Raw genomic sequence first — 15,054 nt, 5'->3', positions numbered from 1 at the left:
GCAGCCGGTCGTGTCGGTGACAGGCGAGGAACCGAGCGGATAGACTCGACGGCGCTCGGACCGTTCTCCGTAAGGGAGTTGGCGACAACAGCGCGAGACATGGGGGGATTCCTGTGCTCAGGAGGGCGGCTGTCGGCGGCCTGGCATTGACCCTGGTTCTGCTGACCGCGGGCTGCGAGGAAGAGAAGCAGAAGGATTCCGGGAAGGCGTCCGAAGTCACGGACAAGGCGGCGGCCTGTGTGAAGGCGCTCAGAATCATCGATCTGGTGCCGGACCCGAAGCGGCCGGAGGATTACGAGAAAAAGGGCAAGGAATTGCTCGATCTCGCGAAGAGCGTGCGCGACCGCGAGGTCGAGAAGGCCATCCGCCAGGTCGCCCATCAGTACGGAATGGCGCAGGTGGAGGCCGCGCAGGATTTCGGCCGCGTGGCGGTGTGGGTGAAGAGGACCGTCACCAACACCAAGGCGCTGAAAAAGGTGTGCACTTGATCATGACGCAGACTCAGGCACGGACCGCCGTGGTCTTTCCCGGAATGGGCCGGTTCGACTTCGCGGGCGCGGGCCGTTTTCTGGTCCTCGATCCGTATGCGCGCGCCCGGCTCGCGAGCGCCGACGAGGTGCTGGGCTTCTCCGTCCTGGAGCGGTTCCACGACGAGGGCGCCGACTACTCGGAATACGCCCAACTGGCCTTTCTGGTCTCCTCGCTCGCCGCGGCCGACCGGGCCGAGGACCGCTGGGGCATGCGGCCCGACGTGTGCGCCGGGGTCAGCTTCGGCCAGAAGGCGGCGGCGGCGTACACGGGCGCGCTCGACTTCCCCGACGTCGTGCGGATGACGGCGGAGCTGGCGCGCTGCGAGAAGGAGTTCTTCGCCACCGAGCACACGGACGTGGTGACCCATGCCGTCTACCGCGTCCCGGACGAGGAGTTCCGCGCCCTGCTGGAGACCATGCGGGCGCGGGGCGAGTGGTTCGAGGTCTCGGGCGAGCTGGACCGCGGCTTCTTCATGGTCTCGCTGCCCGAGCCCCGGCTCGACGCGTTCGTCCGGGCGGTGCGGGACCTGGGCGGGTACTCGATGTACACCATGCGGCCGCCGGTGCACGCCGCCGCGTTCGGCGCGCTGCGCCGCAGGGCGGAGGCCGAGGTGTTCGCGAGGTACCGGATCGGGGCGCCCCGGCTGCCGGTGGTCTCGGACGCCGACGGCTCGGTGGTGGAGACTGCCGAGGCCATGCGGACGATGCTGCTGGACACCTTCGACCGGGCGATCCGCTGGCCGGACATGGTCGCGTCGATGGTGGAGCTGGGCGTGGGCACGCTCTGCGTGACCGGCGCCGACGACATGTTCCACCGGCTCAACTGCACGGTCCGCAACTTCGACGTCCTGGCCGTCAATCCGAAGAACGCCCTGCGCCCGAAGCCCCCGGCGGTCCGCGTCCGCGCCGCCGCCTGACACCCGACGCGCGAGGTCCGACGCGCGACGTCCGACGCTCAGCCCCCGTACAGCTCCGGGCGGCGGTCCGCGAGGTACGTCGTGGTGCGGCGGGCGGAGGCCAGCGCGGCGGGGTCCACGTCGCCGAACAGCAGCTCGTCCCCGCCGTCGTCCGGCGCCGCGCCGCCGAGGCTCTCGGCGGTGCCGTCGGGGGCGGCGATCGTGGTCCGGCCGCAGAAGCGCAGGCCGCCGTGGTCACCGGTCCAGTTGGCGTACGCCACGTAGAGCTGGCTCTCGAAGGCCCGGGTGGGCACGAGCGTACGGGCGACGAAGTCCCAGGGCGTCATGAGCCCGGTGGGCACCAGCAGCAGGTCGGTGCCCGCGAGCGCGTGGGCGCGCACGGTCTCGGGGAACTCGACGTCGTAGCAGATCATCAGGCCCACCGTCAGGCCGCCCAGGGGCGCCTGCACCACTCCCGTGCCGCCGGGGGTGAACAGGGCGTGCTCGGCACGGCCGTAGAGGTGCGCCTTGCGGTAGACGGCGAGCTGCCGCCCGTCCCGGTCCACGAGCCGTACGGAGTTGTAGAGGTGGCGGCCGTCCCGTTCGGGCCAGCCGTGCGCCATCGCGATCCCGGTCTCCCGCGCGATCCGGGAGACGGCGGCGCACCACGGTCCGTCCGCTGTGCCGGCCGCCTGGGCGAGGGCGGGCACCTGCAGCGGATAGCCGCCGAGGGTCATCTCGGGGGCGAGGAGCAGCTCGGCGCCCTCGCCCGCCGCCTTCTCGGCGGCGCCCCGCAGCCTGTCGAGGGTGCGGGCGACGTCCGTCGAGCCGCAGCGGGTCTGCAGGCAGGCGATCCTCACCGCGTACGGCCGCGGTCCTGCGCGAGCTGCTCCAGCCGCCGCTTGTCGGGCTTGCCGTTGCGGTTGAGCGGGAACTGGTCGAGCACCACGACCCGGTCGGGGTGCTCGTAGGACGCCAGCAGGCCGCTGAGCCGCTCGCGCCAGTACGTCTCGTCGCGGCTCTGGTCGTCCTCCACGAAGAAGACGAGCTGGCTGCCGCGCCGTTCGTCGGGCAGGGCGACGATCCGCACGGAGCAGCCCTTGGCCGCCAGGCCGCGCTCGGTCAGTTCGGGGTAGAGGGTGTAACCCATGCGGTGCACCGCGTACTTGCGGCCGAGGACGAAGAGGTTGCCGTGGGCGTCGAGGCGGCCGAGGTCGCCGGTGCGCTGCCAGCCGCGGGGGGCGGGCTCCAGGGTGCCGTCCTCGGCCAGGTACCCCTCCAGCGCGTCGGGGGTGTCGACCTCCAGCTCGCCGTGCTCGCCCGCGGGGACCTCGCGGCCCGAGTCGTCGACGACGCGTATCCGTATCCCGTCCATGGCCTGTCCGCACGCCACCGGGTTGTCCGTGGTCGCGAAGGCGATGTTCCCCAGCTCCGTGCTGCCGTAGCTGTCGAGCAGCGGGCGTCCGAACTCGGCCCGGTACTGGTCGACCAGCGGGTCGTCGAGCGGCGCCGCGCCGACGCAGAACATCCGGGCCCGGTCCAGTCCGGGGCGCAGGCTCGGCTTGCGCGCGGCGAGGTTGAGCATGCTGCGGTAGCTGGAGGGCGCGGCGTCGATGACGGTGACGCCCGACTCCTGGGCCATCGTCAGCGCCCGGTCCAGGCGCCGGTACGGGGCGATCACCAGCGAGCAGCGCTTCAGCCAGGCGATCAGCACCATGGACAGGCCGTACTGGTGGGCGAAGGGCAGGAGGGGCAGGAGGACGTCGTCCTCGCGGTGGCCGACCTGCGCGGCGTTCCGTTCGAGGTTCTTGAGGAATTTGCGGCCCGACTTGACGACGCCCTTGGGCGTGCCGGTCGAGCCGGAGGTCCACATGATCAGGCCGTCGGGCAGCTCGTTCCAGGCCTCGACGGTCAGCCGCTCGTCGGCGACCTGCCGCCCCGCGGCGGACACGAGCAGCTCGTACAGGTGCACGGATTCCTGGTTGCTGTCGAGGGGCGCGTCCTCGTCGCGCAGGACGAGCTTCGCGCCGGTGCGCAGGATGATCTGCCGGGTGGGCTCCGCGTGTTCCTGCTGGTCGACGAGGACGATCGAGGCGCCGAGGTGCATCAGGCCGAGCAGCGTGGCCACCCAGGCGGGCGAGTTGCCGGCCTTGAGCATGACCCGGTCCCCGAGTCCGACGCCCCGCTCGCCGAGGGCCTGTGCGATCCGGAGGGCGTCGTGCTCGAATTCGGGCAGGGTCCGCACCGCGTCAGGGGCAAAGATCTTCGCGTTCACTGGTCGCACGATTCCTTCCTCGTGGCCGGGCACGTGCCTCACCTACGGCGAGTCTGGAATCGTCGGCACGGGGGTGGGAACCCTTATCCGCACCCCTAGGGTCCCTTCATTCGAGGCTGGCGCTGTTCAGATAGGCGAGGACCGCGAGCACGCGGCGGTTCTTGTCGTTGGAGTTGGCCAGGCCGAGTTTGGTGAAGACGCTGGCGATGTGCTTGCTCACCGCGCCGTCGCTGATGTGCAGGCGCTGCGAGACCGCGGCGTTCGAGCAGCCCTCGGCCATGAGCTTGAGGACCTCCCGTTCGCGCGCGGTCAGGGTGCCCAGCGGCTCCTGGTGGGCCTTGTTCTCGACCAGCTTGGAGATGACCTCCGGGTCCATGACGGTGCCGCCCTCGGAGACCCGGCGCAGCGCGTCCACGAACTGCGCGGCATTGAACACCCGGTCCTTCAGCAGGTATCCGATGGAGCCGGAGCCGTCGGCGAGGAGTTCGCGCGCGTAGAGCGTCTCGACGTGCTGGGAGAGCACCAGGACGGGCAGTCCGGGGTTCTGCCTGCGGGCCTCGTGCGCCGCCTGCAGGCCCTCGTCGGTGAACGTGGGCGGCAGCCGTACGTCCACGATCGCGAGATCGGGCCGGTGCTCCCGCACGGCCGTGAGCAGCTCGGGGCTGGTCTCGACGGCGGCGACCACCTCGAAGCCGTGCGCGGTGAGCAGATGGGTCAGGCCTTCGCGCAGCAGGTAGAGGTCCTCTACGAGGACAACACGCACGGAATCTCCAGGGTGACTGTGGTGGGACCGCCGGGTGGACTGTCGACGGCGAGCGTTCCGTCGAATGTAGCGAGCCGCCGCTGGACGCCGCGCAGGCCGCTGCCCTTCGCGGGGTCGGCTCCACCGGCCCCGTCGTCGGTGACGGCGATGCGCAGCCGCTGGGCGGCGTAGCGCACGTCGATGCGCACGCGGGCGGCGTCGGCGTGCTTGGAGACGTTGGTGAGCAGTTCGGAGACGGCGAAGTAGGCCGCCGCCTCGATGGGCCGTTCGGGGCGGCCGGGCAGGTCGATCCGCAGCCCCACGGTGTGCGGCGCGTCCAGCGCGAGGCCGCGGATGGCGTCGGCGATGCCGCGTTCGGCGAGCACCGGCGGGTTGATGCCGCGGATGAGGTGGCGCAGGTCGAGGAGCGCCTTGGCGGAGGCCTCCCTGGCGGAGCCGACCATGGACTTGGCGGCGTCGGGGTCCTGGTCGATGAGCGCCTCGATGGCGCCGAGCTTCATGCCCATGGCCACCCACTGCGCCTGCGCGCCGTCGTGCAGGTCCCGCTCGATCCGGCGCAGCTCCGAGGACATGGTCTCCCACGCCTCCATGCGGGTCTCGGTGAGCTGGTCCACCCGTCGCCCGAGGAGGGCGGAGCGGCTGGGCCCGAGGAGGTACCAGCTCCACAGGCCGTGCAGCCGCAGCAGCGGGACGGCGAGGAGGCCCCCGGCCAGGGTGCCCGCCACGCCGATCAGGGGCGCGGCGGCGAACGGGACGTGGTCGAGGAAGCCGTGGGCGAACAGCGGCAGGCCGTCGAACGTCCGGAAGTCCACGAAGAGCTGGAGCAGCGACGCCCACGCCCAGGACCAGATCAGCCCGAAGAAGCTGTACGCGGTGACCGCCACGGGGACCGCGGCGAGCAGCACGGCGACGAGGGGGTCGAGCAGCAGCCAGAGCAGGTCGCGCCAGGTTGCCAGGTCGCGGGCGTTCTGCCGGAAGCGGAGGGCCCGCAGCGCCATCTCCGGGGTGCGGTAGAGGGTGCGGCCGATCTGGTACGTCCCGTCGGGCCGGGGCGGCGGCAGGGCCGGTTCCGGCAGATAGGGCCGGTCGATGCGGATGCCGGTCCACTCCTGGATCTGGTGCCGGCGCCACGAGGTGAGCTGCCGTCCGGCGACGACCACGGTCGGCCAGGCCCAGAGGAGGACCGGCACCATGGCCAGCAGGTGCATGAGCGCGGCGGCGAGTTCGGCGACGGCGAGTCCGGCGGTCAGGGCGAGCCGCCAGGCGGCGAGCCCGCCGCGGCCGAACCAGGTCAGCACGCGCCGCGCCCCGGAGTCGGCGGCGGGGGCGAGCAGTTGGCAGGTCCAGCGGCCGTGGAGGTGGAGCAGCAGCGGCCCGAAGCCGAATCCGGCCAGCCCGGTCGCGGCGGCGACGGGGCCGGTGACCGCGGCGTGCCCCGGCCAGTACCAGGGGAAAGCGGCTCCCGCCACGACCAGCGCGAGCGGCAGCAGCGCGGTGGCGCTGCCGACGACGGGGTTGATCAGCAGCCACAGGATGTCGCGGGAGGTGGCCGGATCCTTGACGAGCCAGTCCCAGCGGCGTTCGTAGGAGAGCTTCTTGGGGGTGCTGTAGAGCCGGTTCTTGTGGCGGTACCAGCCGTCGTGCTCGGGTTCGGGCGGGGGCGGCGGCGGGCGGTAGGGCACCGGGACGTCCACGCCGCACCACCGGCTCGCGAGGCGGCGGTAGGCGTTGAGCGGGCCCCGGTACCACTGGGCGAGCGGCTGGATGCCGAAGAGCGCGCCGAGGACGACGGCGGCCAGCATCGGGCCGGCGAGGAGTCCCGTCCCGAACAGCACGAGGCCGCGCAGCGGCGCCCAGAGGTGCCGTTCGAACATCGCTCTCCCCGTGCCGTCCTCGTGCCCCCGGCGGGAGCGTGCGTCGCATGCCACGATACCGACAGAAGGCGTTCACCACTGCCTCTCATTTGGACATCAACGGTCGCCCGGTTTTACCCGTTTCGCAGTTTGTTCTCTGTTCACCCACTGGATTCGCGTGCGGCGCCGCCCTATTCGGGAATGAGTTATCGGTGGGCGGGGGTATAGATAGCTCCACCTGTCGTGTGGCCGTAGCGTGATTCACGTAATCGAGGCCCACGGCATATTTTCTCGGCAGGACTCGCCAGGAGGTATTCGATGCGGTCATCTTGCGGCGCGCCCGACACGGCGGCGCGGGTCTACGGGGTCGGGGTCTGCGCCGGTCACCGTGTGGTGCACGACCCCCTGACCGGGATGACCCACCACCGGGACCGGCTGGTCACGCTGGGGCGCACGGTGCTGCGGCCGAGCGAGGTCGCCGCGCACCCGGTCGCCGACCCCGCCGCGTTAGGCGGCTCGTGGCCCTTATTAGGGGTGCGCTGGTCCCCCGTCGTCCGGCGCCGTCCGTCCCCGGCCTGCCCCGTGAACTCCGTGCACCGCCGTACGGCCAGGGCGCTGGCCTGCGCGGGCCTGCTGGCCGTGGATCTGTACGAGGTGGAGCCGCTGCCCACCTCCGATCTCACCGACATCGCCGACCATCTGACCGACGACGGCTGCACGGTCACCCTCACCACCGAGCGCTGCCCTCCCGAGCGCCACGCGGCGGCCCTGGCCGACTGCGTCGACGCGCTGCGCATCTGCGTGGACTCGGAGGTCTCCCGCCGCCCCGGCCGGGGTCCCGCCGAGTGGGAGCGCCGCTTCAGATCCCTGGCCGAGGGCACGCGCGCCACGAGCGCCGCCGGACTTCCCACCCAGCTCTACACCCGCGTCATCCCGCCCCCGCCGGGGAACTCGGCGACGCGCTGGCTGATCGAGCTGGCCACGGCCGTGGGCGCGCACGGCGTGACGTTCGCCCGGCCCCACGGCGCGGGCCCCGCGGCCGTGCCGGACCTGGACTCCTGGGGCACCGGCGCGCCGCCGTCCTGCGGCACCCTCAAGCCGCTGGACGTCCCGCTCGGTACCAGCGTGTGCGCCCCGGCCCCGACGGCCGCGCGGACCGCGGGGGCGCCCGTGCCGCCGCGCGGCGCCGCCCCCCGGGTCACACCGGAGAGCTGACGGCGGCGGCGCACGGGCGTACGGGCGTACGGGCGTACAGACATGCGGACATGCGGGCGTACGACCGCACGGCACGAGCGGCGCGGCACGACCGTACGACCGGCGGGGCCGCGTGCCGGTCAGGCGATGTCGGCGATGTCCGCGCTGTCGACGGGGAGGCCCACCGGCAGGTCGGCGCGCCGCTTGATGTTCAGCTTCCGGTACACCCTGGTCAGGTGCTGTTCCACGGTGCTCACCGTGATGTAGAGCTTCCGGCCGATCTCGCGGTTCGTCCGCCCCAGCGCGGCGAGCGCGGCCACCCGGCGCTCGGCCTCGCTCAGTTCGGCCACACCCTCGGTGTCCTCCCACTCGCTCGGGGCCGCCTCACCGGCCAGCGGCTCCTTCCCGGCCAGGAGCTGGTTGGACAGCTCCTCGGCGTGGCAGGTCTTCGCGAGTTGCAGCGCCCGCCTGCGGATGAGCTGGGCACGGTCGAGCTTGCCGAGGATCTGCCAGACCTGGCCCAGCTCGACGAACGCCCTCGCGAGCTGGTAGCGGTCACCTCCGGCCTGGAGCAGATCGACCGTCTCGCCGAGCAGGGTCAGCCGTTCCTTGAGGTCGCTGACCGAGGCGAGGACGCCGAGCGAGATGCCGCGCAGCCGGGGCAGGTCGGGCCCGACCGAGGCGAGCTGCTCCTTGACGAGATCCCTGGCCCGGTCGGTCAGGCCGACACGGACGAGTGCCTGGGCGAGGTCGCCGCGCCAGGGCAGGGTCACATCGTGGCCGAGGTCCCACTTCACCACGGACTCGCCCACCGCCTCGAAGTCCTCCAGCGCGGCGTGCGGCCGGTCGGTGGCGAGGAGGAAGTGCCCGCGTGCCGTGCGGTACTGGAGCCCGAAGCGGGTCTCCATCATGGCCTGCGGCACCATCTGGTCGAGCAGCTCCGTGGCCTTGTCGAAGTGGCCGCGTGCCGTCGCGGCCTCCACCGCGTGCGAGAGCGGCGAGCCGATCGCCACGCCCCAGCTCCGCGCGGAGAGCGCCGTCAGGGCCCAGCGGGCGTCCCGTTCGGCGTCGGCGAGGTCGCCGAGCCGGAGGCGGACCGCGGCGCGGGTGTCCAGCACCACCGCGCGCCACGCGGCGGTGTGCTGGTCCTCGGCCTTCTGCAGCAGCTCGTTGCACCAGTGCAGCGCCCGTTCGAACCGCTCGGCGGCGAGGAGTTCGTGCAGCGCGGCGAGCACGGACGCCAGCGGCGTCTCCCTGACCCGGGCCCACTGCAGCACCCGCTCGGCGCCGTCCAGCTCCGGCGGGGCCCCGGCGTCGGACGCCGTGTCCGCCGTCCTCGGGGTACGCACGGCGGCCGGGGCCCGCACCGGGGCCGGTGCCGGGTGCGCGGCCTTCGCGGCGTCCGCGGTCCTCACGGCGTCCCCGGCGTCCGCGGTATCCCCGGCGTCCCCGGCGTCCGCGGTGCCCGCGGACGCGGCGTGCCGCTCGGCCCGGGCGAACAGCGGCGGGTACCAGCGGGAGAACCAGTGCCGGGTCAGGTCCCGTTCGGCCGTGTCCCGGCCGCCGTCCTCCGCGGACGGGGTGGTGACGCGGGCCAGCGCGCGTTCCGCGTCCTCGAACTGGCCGTGCCATGCCAGCGAACGGACGAGCCGCAGCGCCTCCCGCTCACTGAGCAGCTCCTTCTCCAGGGCCGCGCGCAGCGGCGCGTGGTGGCGGCTCGCGGCGGCCGGGCTGATCGTCCACTGCACCCAGAAGAGCTGGGCGGTGAGCATGGCGCGCTTGTGCTCGTCGTCGCAGGAGCGGCTGGCGAACTCCAGGTACTGGACGGCCTCCGCCGCCCTGCCGAGCGCCAGCGCCTGCTCCGCGTGGGCCATCGCCTCGTCGGCCGCGGCGTGCAGCACCCGTGCCGCCCAGGGCTCGTCGGCCTGCCCGGCGGCCAGGAGGTGGCCCACGACATCGGAGGGCGCCGCCCCGTCACGGTGGAGCAGTTCGGCGGCGCGGCGGCTGAGCGCGGAGCGCGATTCGGGCGTGAGTTCGTCCAGGATCGCGGACCGTGTGCCGTGGTAGCGGAACTGGGCGACGGTGGTCAGGCCCGCCATCTCCAGCGCCTCCAGCGCGCCGAACACCACCGGCGGGCTGACGTCCAGGAACTCGGCCAGCAGCGCGGGGGCCGCGAACTCGCCGAGCACCGCGACGGCCCGGGCCGTCCGCAGCAGCAGCGGTCCCCCGCGGTGCAGGATCGCCAGCACGGCACGGGTGAACGCCTGCCCGGCGACGGGCTCCGCAGTCGGTACGGGCGGCGGGTCCTGGCCCAGCGCGAGGCTGTCCTCGATCAGGGCCTGGACGAGCAGGGGGTTGCCGCCGGTGAGCGCGTAGCTGCCGGGCGCCTGGCGGAGGGCCGCCGAGGAGTCCAGGCGCTGCGCGAGGAGCTGTCCGACCCCCTCCGGGGACAGCGGGGACACCGTCAACTGCCGGGAGTAGGGCTGCCTGAGTACCTCGGCGACCAGCTCGGACGGCGGCTCGTGGCCCTGGCAGAGCACCAGCAGCGCCCGCGCCGTCCCGATGCGGTTCTGGAGATAGGTCAGCACCTGGGTCGAGGCGGGGTCGGCGAACTGGTGATCGTCCACGGTGATCACCAACGGACCCCGGCTGCTGAGGTCGAGGAGGCCGACGCACAGATCGTGCGCGGCCCGGCTCGCGGACTGCGCGGTGGGCGTCTCGTCCGCCACCTGGGGCGTGGCCAGGCTCGCCAGGTGCGTCAGCGCCGTGGTGGCTCCCGGCTCGACGGCCGCGCCGCGGAAGAACTGCTCGATCACACCGAAGCGGAGCGACTGCTCACTGGGCGCACCCGAGGCCCGCAGCAGAGTGGCGCCGGATGCCACCGCGTGCTCCTCGAACGCCCTGAGCAGTGCCGTCTTGCCGCTGGCTATTCCTCCTCGTATCACGGCCACCTTGCCGCGCCCCTTGGCGCTTTCGCGCAGTACGGAGCGCAACTCCCAAATGGCCGCGTCTCGTTCCACTAACCCCATGCAGCTCTGCCTCCCCGTTGAAGCCCCGGGCGCATTTCTTCTGCCCGTGGCAATGCGTTGCCCTGATGAAATGTGCTCGGTCGACGTGCGTCACGTGCAGCGCTGAGCGGCGCGCGCAGCGTGAGGAATCAGAAGACCGCGATATGCGGACAACCGAAATCTGACTGCCGAGTGAAATCCGGCGCACAGTGTGCGGCCGAATTGACAAGAATTTTCCGGGAGTTAATACCGCGCGGCCGGGGTCATGCGGACCGCGGCACCCGCACCGGAATCGCGCCGGCGCGCGGAGAGGCGCGGTGGACTCGGGCGACACGCCAGGTCCCAGGAATCACGCAAGGGCATCGACTTGAAGGCAACCGAAACGTGATCTGAACGCACCCCATCCTCCAGGGAAGACTTATTGCTAGATCTCGGCGGTGCAGTTGCGAATTGTGAGGCAGTCGCCTCAGTCCTGCGCAGGTGCGGCCACCGGGACGGCGGCGCACTTCTGCAGTGTAGGACGACAAGGACGTTCGTTCAGTGAACTGTTGAGGTCTGGCCGCAAAACAGAGCCCCCTTCGCTAACTGTGCAGCCGCGAGCACGCATCGCGACAAGGGGGAGAACAAGACCCGTCGGCTCCCCCGTCGCCGCCTTCTCCACCGTCAGAGGACATCCGGGGAGCAGAGAAGTCGACTCTCTCCCCAACTTCCTCACAGGTGTTGGAAGTTGGATCCTGACGCAGATCACCCGTGGCAGTCAATGACTCTTTCCGCCCGGTGCGTTGTTGACATTTCAGACACTCTGCAGGTAGGCCCGCATCCGCGGCCAAGTCGGGCCCGCTCCGTGACCCCGGTCACTCGCGCGCTTCCGACGACGGAGCCGGAGATTCCCTTCACCGCGGACCCGGCGGACGGCACGGGCCGGATGCCGCGACGCGCGGCGGAGGCGCTTCGGTCCGGCGCCCGGAAGCAGGGACGGGGATGCTCCGGGCGCCGGCCGGGCCGGGCTGGACGCACGGGGAGGCGCCAGCAGCTCCTTGACCAGGTGTCCGGCGTCGGGGAGAGCCGGTCGGTCGGGCGGAGTCCGGCGTGGTCAGCGCCGGGCATGGCAGGGGACGGCACGATCAAGGGCGGTCACCCGCGCTCTCGTGCCGTTCACCCTCCATTTTCCGGCCCGCGCCCGCGACCGGCAATCGAAGAATGCCGGGAGTCTCTGCCCGTTCGACGCCCGAATTCGATGCCGATAAACGCGACTAATCCAGACCTGTCGGACCAGAGTGACGTACTCCGCCGCCTGATTCCGCACGCTGCTTGTGGGTTTCCCGCCCGTCTGCCAGCCCGTCCGCCAGCAGGCGGTCGAGTGCCGCCCGGCCCGCGGGGCCCCATGCCGGCTTGCCGCCGGGGAGGCCCCGGTCGCCGTTCCGGCCCATGAGGAGGAGGAACAGCGCCTTGAGGGCGGCCAGTCCGCGGGCGCGCCGGACCGTCCCCTCGTCCGCCCGCGCGTACACGTCGAAGAAGCGGGACGCGGCGCCCGCCGGAAGGACGACCCACGCGGCCGCGAGGTCCCACGCCGGGTCACCGGCGAACATGTCGCCGAAGTCGATCACGCCCGAGAGCGTCCCGTCCGAGCCGACGAGGTTCGCGGGGTGCAGGTCGCCGTGCACCCACAGCGGCGGGCCCTCCCACTCGGGCGCCGCGACCGCGTCCTCCCACACCGCCCGGACGCCGTCGGCGACGTCATCCGCGAGTGCGCCGGGGACTACCGCATCGAAGAACTGGTCGAAGCCGTCCGTGCACTTCGCGGGGTGGCCGCCGCGGTCCCGGCTGACCGGCGCGTCGTGGGGCGCCTCCACGTGGAGCGCCCCGAGGAAGCCCGCCAGCACCTCCGCCGCGTGGTCGCCGCGGCTGAGGGGGGTGCGGTCCAGCGGCTCGCCGGGGACCCAGGTCATGACGGTCCAGGGCTTCGGGAAGCGCGCGGACGGTTCGCCGGTCCGTACGGGGCCGGGGACCGGAAGCGGCAGGCGCGGGGCCAGGACGGGCAGCCATCGGCGCTCCTTGAGCAGGAGTTCCGGGGCGCCGTCCGTACGCGGCATGCGCACGGCCAGCTCGTCCCCGAGGCGCCACATCTGATTGCCCCACCCGCCGTCCACCTCGCGGACGGCCAGTCCCGCGAGGTCCGGATGCTGCTCCCGCAGCAGGTCACGGACGAGGTCCGCGGTGATCTCGGGTTCGGTGTCTGTCATGCGCAGCCACCCTAGGGGGTGTTTGACACATGAGCGCGGGAGATGGAGCGGTGTCTGGTGCGTGCGATCGCAAGGCGCCGGAGCGCCCTCGTAGCGGAGCTACCAGGGCGATTCGGCAACGCCGCGAGCGTGCGTGCCGGACACCGCGACGCCGCGGGCATTGGTCAGACACCCCCTAGGGCTTCACTCCGCGGTACGGGCCGCGAGCTGGTCGGCGACGGTACGGGGCTCCCGGCCCAGGAGTTCGGCCAGCAGCGGGTCGGCCTCGGCGAAGCAGCCCCGGCGGGCCGCCTGGTACCAGGTGACGAGGAAGCGGGCCATCTGCTCCGGCACGCCGCTCGCGATCCGGTCGGCGACCCACTGTTCGTCGTCCACGACGACGCGCTCGACCAGGCGGCCGGTGAGGCCGGAGGCGATCCCGGCGATGTCGTCGAAGGTGACGGCGGCCGTCGCGGTGAGATTCACGGGGCCGTCGAAGGAACGGTCACCGGCGAGGAGGGCCGCGGTGCCCTCGGCGATGTCGTCACGGTGGGTGTACGGGACGGGGCCGTCCTCCGGCTGGGCGATCACGCCGGTCCGCTGCCACGGGCCGAGGACCTGGTCGAGCGGGCCGTAGGCGGCGTTGCGCAGCGCGGTCCAGGCGACACCGGATTCGCCGAGGACCGCCTCGGTGGCGAGGTGGATGTCCGACGGCCGGTACGGGTTGCCGGGGACGGCGCCGTGCTGGCTCGTGTAGAGGACCCGCCGGGCACCGGCCGCGACCGCGGCTTCGACGGCGTTGCGGTGCAGGGCGACCATGTCGGCGGCCGGGTCGTTGCCGGACACCACGAGGACCTGCTCGGCACCGGCGAACGAGTGACGCAGCGTGGCCGGGTCCTCGTAGGAGCCCTGCCGTACGCGCACGCCCCGGTCGGCGAGGTGCTGTGCCCTGGCGGTGTCGCGGACGCTGACGCCGATCCGCTCGGCGGGTACGCGCGTGAGGAGGTGCTCGACGGTGGCGCCGCCCAGCCCTCCGGTGGCACCGGTGACAACGATCATGTTCTTGCCCTCCGTAAATTGACTCACCTAGTCAGTTTCTCTTCCGCTTGCGACCGTAGGTAAGCTGACCCGAGGAGTCAAATTAGGGAAGAGACGGTGAGGACCATGCGCGCCGATGCCCGGCGCAATTCCGAGCAGATCCGCTCCGCCGCGATCGGCGCCTTCCAGGGGCAGGGCCTGACGGTGCCGCTGGAGAAGGTCGCCGAGGCGGCGGGGGTGAGCAAGGCCACGATCTTCAACCGGTTCGGCGGGCGGGTCGGCCTCATCGAGGCCGTCATCGAAGAGGTCGTGGCGAGCGAGCTGTTCGCCCTCATCGACCGCACGCGGACCCTCGACGACGACGGGCGGATCGCGTACTACCTCACCGCGATCCGCGACCTCCAGTACCGCCAGCCCGCCTTCAACGACGTCCTGTTGCAGACCTATCCGCACTCCGAGCAGCTCATGGAGATCTGCCGGGCCGGAAGCGCGGCGAACGAGGAGTTCGTCTCAGCGGCGCGGGCCTCCGGCGCCCTGCGGCCGGAGTTCACGGCGGACGACCTCCACGCCCTCGTCCTCGACAACGCCCTCGCCCTCAAGCACGGCGAGCGCCCTCCCCGGGACGACTACGACCGCCGCACCACGTACGTCCTGGACGGGATCCGGGGCGGGGGCCCGCGCCCCTCGTAGCCCTCAGCTCGACAGGGGTGCGGCGCCGTCGCCCTTCCAGTCGTGGGCGAGGAGGCCCAGCAGGACCTCGTCCTGGAATTCGCCCAGCACCCAGGCCGAGGAGCGCAGCACGCCCTCGCGGACGAAGCCGTTGCGCTCGGCGGAGCGGAGCATCGCGGCGTTGTCGGCCAGCGTCTCGACCTGGAGACGCCGCAGGCCGCGTACGACGAAGCCGTAGTGGCACAGGACCGCGACCGCGTCGGTGCCGTACCCCTTGCCGCGGGCGGAGGGGCGGAGGCCCAGGCCGAGGTGCGCGGAGCGGTTGTGGCTGTCGATGCGCCAGAGTTCGGCGATGCCGAGCAGCGTGTCGCCCGCCACGTCCACCACGGAGAACGCGGCGGTCCGCTCGTCCTCGTCGTCCACGACGACCAGCGACTCCTTCGAGCCGGGCGTGATCGGGCGCCACGGCCCGATCTCGGCGCGCGAGTGGTAGACCACGTCGTCGTACAACTCGGCCTGGAGGACCGGGACGTCGTCCTCGTGCTGAGCCCTGAGCGCGACCTTGCTGCCTCGTAGCATGCGAGCTTCCTACCCGACCGCGCCGAC

At 72.2% G+C, this 15,054-nt stretch carries 12 protein-coding genes; 4 read left to right on the top strand and 8 right to left on the bottom strand.

Annotated features, from left to right (window positions below; all coding sequences use genetic code 11):
- Positions 1-113 precede the first annotated feature (113 nt).
- Together ABD343_RS34745 and ABD343_RS34740 are read left to right on the top strand one after the other, a co-directional pair.
- Complete coding sequence (locus tag ABD343_RS34745; RefSeq protein ID WP_344534129.1) at positions 114-488, top strand: hypothetical protein; 375 nt, start codon at positions 114-116, stop codon at positions 486-488.
- A gap of 2 nt (positions 489-490) precedes the next feature.
- The gene (locus ABD343_RS34740) at positions 491-1,447 is read left to right on the top strand and encodes an ACP S-malonyltransferase (protein ID WP_344534128.1); all 957 of its coding nucleotides are present in this window, start codon (positions 491-493) and stop codon (positions 1,445-1,447) included.
- Positions 1,448-1,485: 38 nt separating this feature from the next.
- Here the strand turns inward: ABD343_RS34740 and ABD343_RS34735 are convergent, their stop codons facing one another.
- From ABD343_RS34735 to ABD343_RS34720, 4 genes are all read right to left on the bottom strand, one after another.
- Entirely contained in the window at positions 1,486-2,286 is an 801-nt protein-coding gene (locus ABD343_RS34735; RefSeq protein WP_344534127.1) for a carbon-nitrogen hydrolase family protein, read from the bottom strand.
- Positions 2,283-3,701, bottom strand: a complete 1,419-nt coding sequence (locus ABD343_RS34730) for a class I adenylate-forming enzyme family protein (protein ID WP_344534134.1) — start codon at positions 3,699-3,701, stop codon at positions 2,283-2,285. The genes ABD343_RS34735 and ABD343_RS34730 overlap by 4 nt, the downstream gene beginning before the upstream one ends.
- Positions 3,702-3,807: 106 nt before the next feature.
- Positions 3,808-4,464 (bottom strand): response regulator transcription factor, encoded by a 657-nt coding sequence (locus ABD343_RS34725; RefSeq protein ID WP_344534126.1) that lies wholly within the window; start codon positions 4,462-4,464, stop codon positions 3,808-3,810.
- Positions 4,446-6,338: a sensor histidine kinase gene (locus tag ABD343_RS34720; RefSeq protein WP_344534125.1), complete on the bottom strand. Its 1,893-nt coding sequence runs from the start codon at positions 6,336-6,338 to the stop codon at positions 4,446-4,448. The genes ABD343_RS34725 and ABD343_RS34720 overlap by 19 nt, the downstream gene beginning before the upstream one ends.
- A gap of 297 nt (positions 6,339-6,635) precedes the next feature.
- Between ABD343_RS34720 and ABD343_RS34715 the strand changes: the two genes are divergently transcribed.
- Positions 6,636-7,532: a hypothetical protein gene (locus ABD343_RS34715; protein WP_344534124.1), complete on the top strand. Its 897-nt coding sequence runs from the start codon at positions 6,636-6,638 to the stop codon at positions 7,530-7,532.
- Between the two features lie 119 nt (positions 7,533-7,651).
- Here the strand turns inward: ABD343_RS34715 and ABD343_RS34710 are convergent, their stop codons facing one another.
- The 3 genes from ABD343_RS34710 to ABD343_RS34700 form a co-directional block, all read right to left on the bottom strand.
- On the bottom strand, positions 7,652-10,540 hold the full coding sequence (locus ABD343_RS34710) for a helix-turn-helix transcriptional regulator (RefSeq protein ID WP_344534123.1): 2,889 nt from the start codon (positions 10,538-10,540) through the stop codon (positions 7,652-7,654).
- A gap of 1,232 nt (positions 10,541-11,772) precedes the next feature.
- Positions 11,773-12,762: an aminoglycoside phosphotransferase family protein gene (locus tag ABD343_RS34705; protein WP_344534122.1), complete on the bottom strand. Its 990-nt coding sequence runs from the start codon at positions 12,760-12,762 to the stop codon at positions 11,773-11,775.
- Between the two features lie 183 nt (positions 12,763-12,945).
- Entirely contained in the window at positions 12,946-13,800 is an 855-nt protein-coding gene (locus tag ABD343_RS34700) for an NmrA family NAD(P)-binding protein (RefSeq protein WP_344534133.1), read from the bottom strand.
- Positions 13,801-13,905: 105 nt separating this feature from the next.
- Here ABD343_RS34700 and ABD343_RS34695 point away from each other — a divergent pair, with 105 nt between their 5' ends.
- A complete protein-coding gene (locus tag ABD343_RS34695; protein ID WP_344534121.1) occupies positions 13,906-14,469 on the top strand; it encodes a TetR/AcrR family transcriptional regulator in 564 nt (187 codons plus the stop codon).
- Between the two features lie 3 nt (positions 14,470-14,472).
- Here ABD343_RS34695 and ABD343_RS34690 read toward each other — a convergent pair whose 3' ends face one another.
- The gene (locus ABD343_RS34690; RefSeq protein ID WP_344534120.1) at positions 14,473-15,027 is read right to left on the bottom strand and encodes a GNAT family N-acetyltransferase; all 555 of its coding nucleotides are present in this window, start codon (positions 15,025-15,027) and stop codon (positions 14,473-14,475) included.
- Positions 15,028-15,054 lie beyond the last annotated feature (27 nt).

It is taken from the genome of Streptomyces albiaxialis, from assembly GCF_039530985.1.
GTDB classification, from domain to species: domain Bacteria; phylum Actinomycetota; class Actinomycetes; order Streptomycetales; family Streptomycetaceae; genus Streptomyces; species Streptomyces albiaxialis.
Note: the sequence above shows the minus strand (reverse complement) of the source record. Positions and strands in the feature narration are given on the sequence as shown.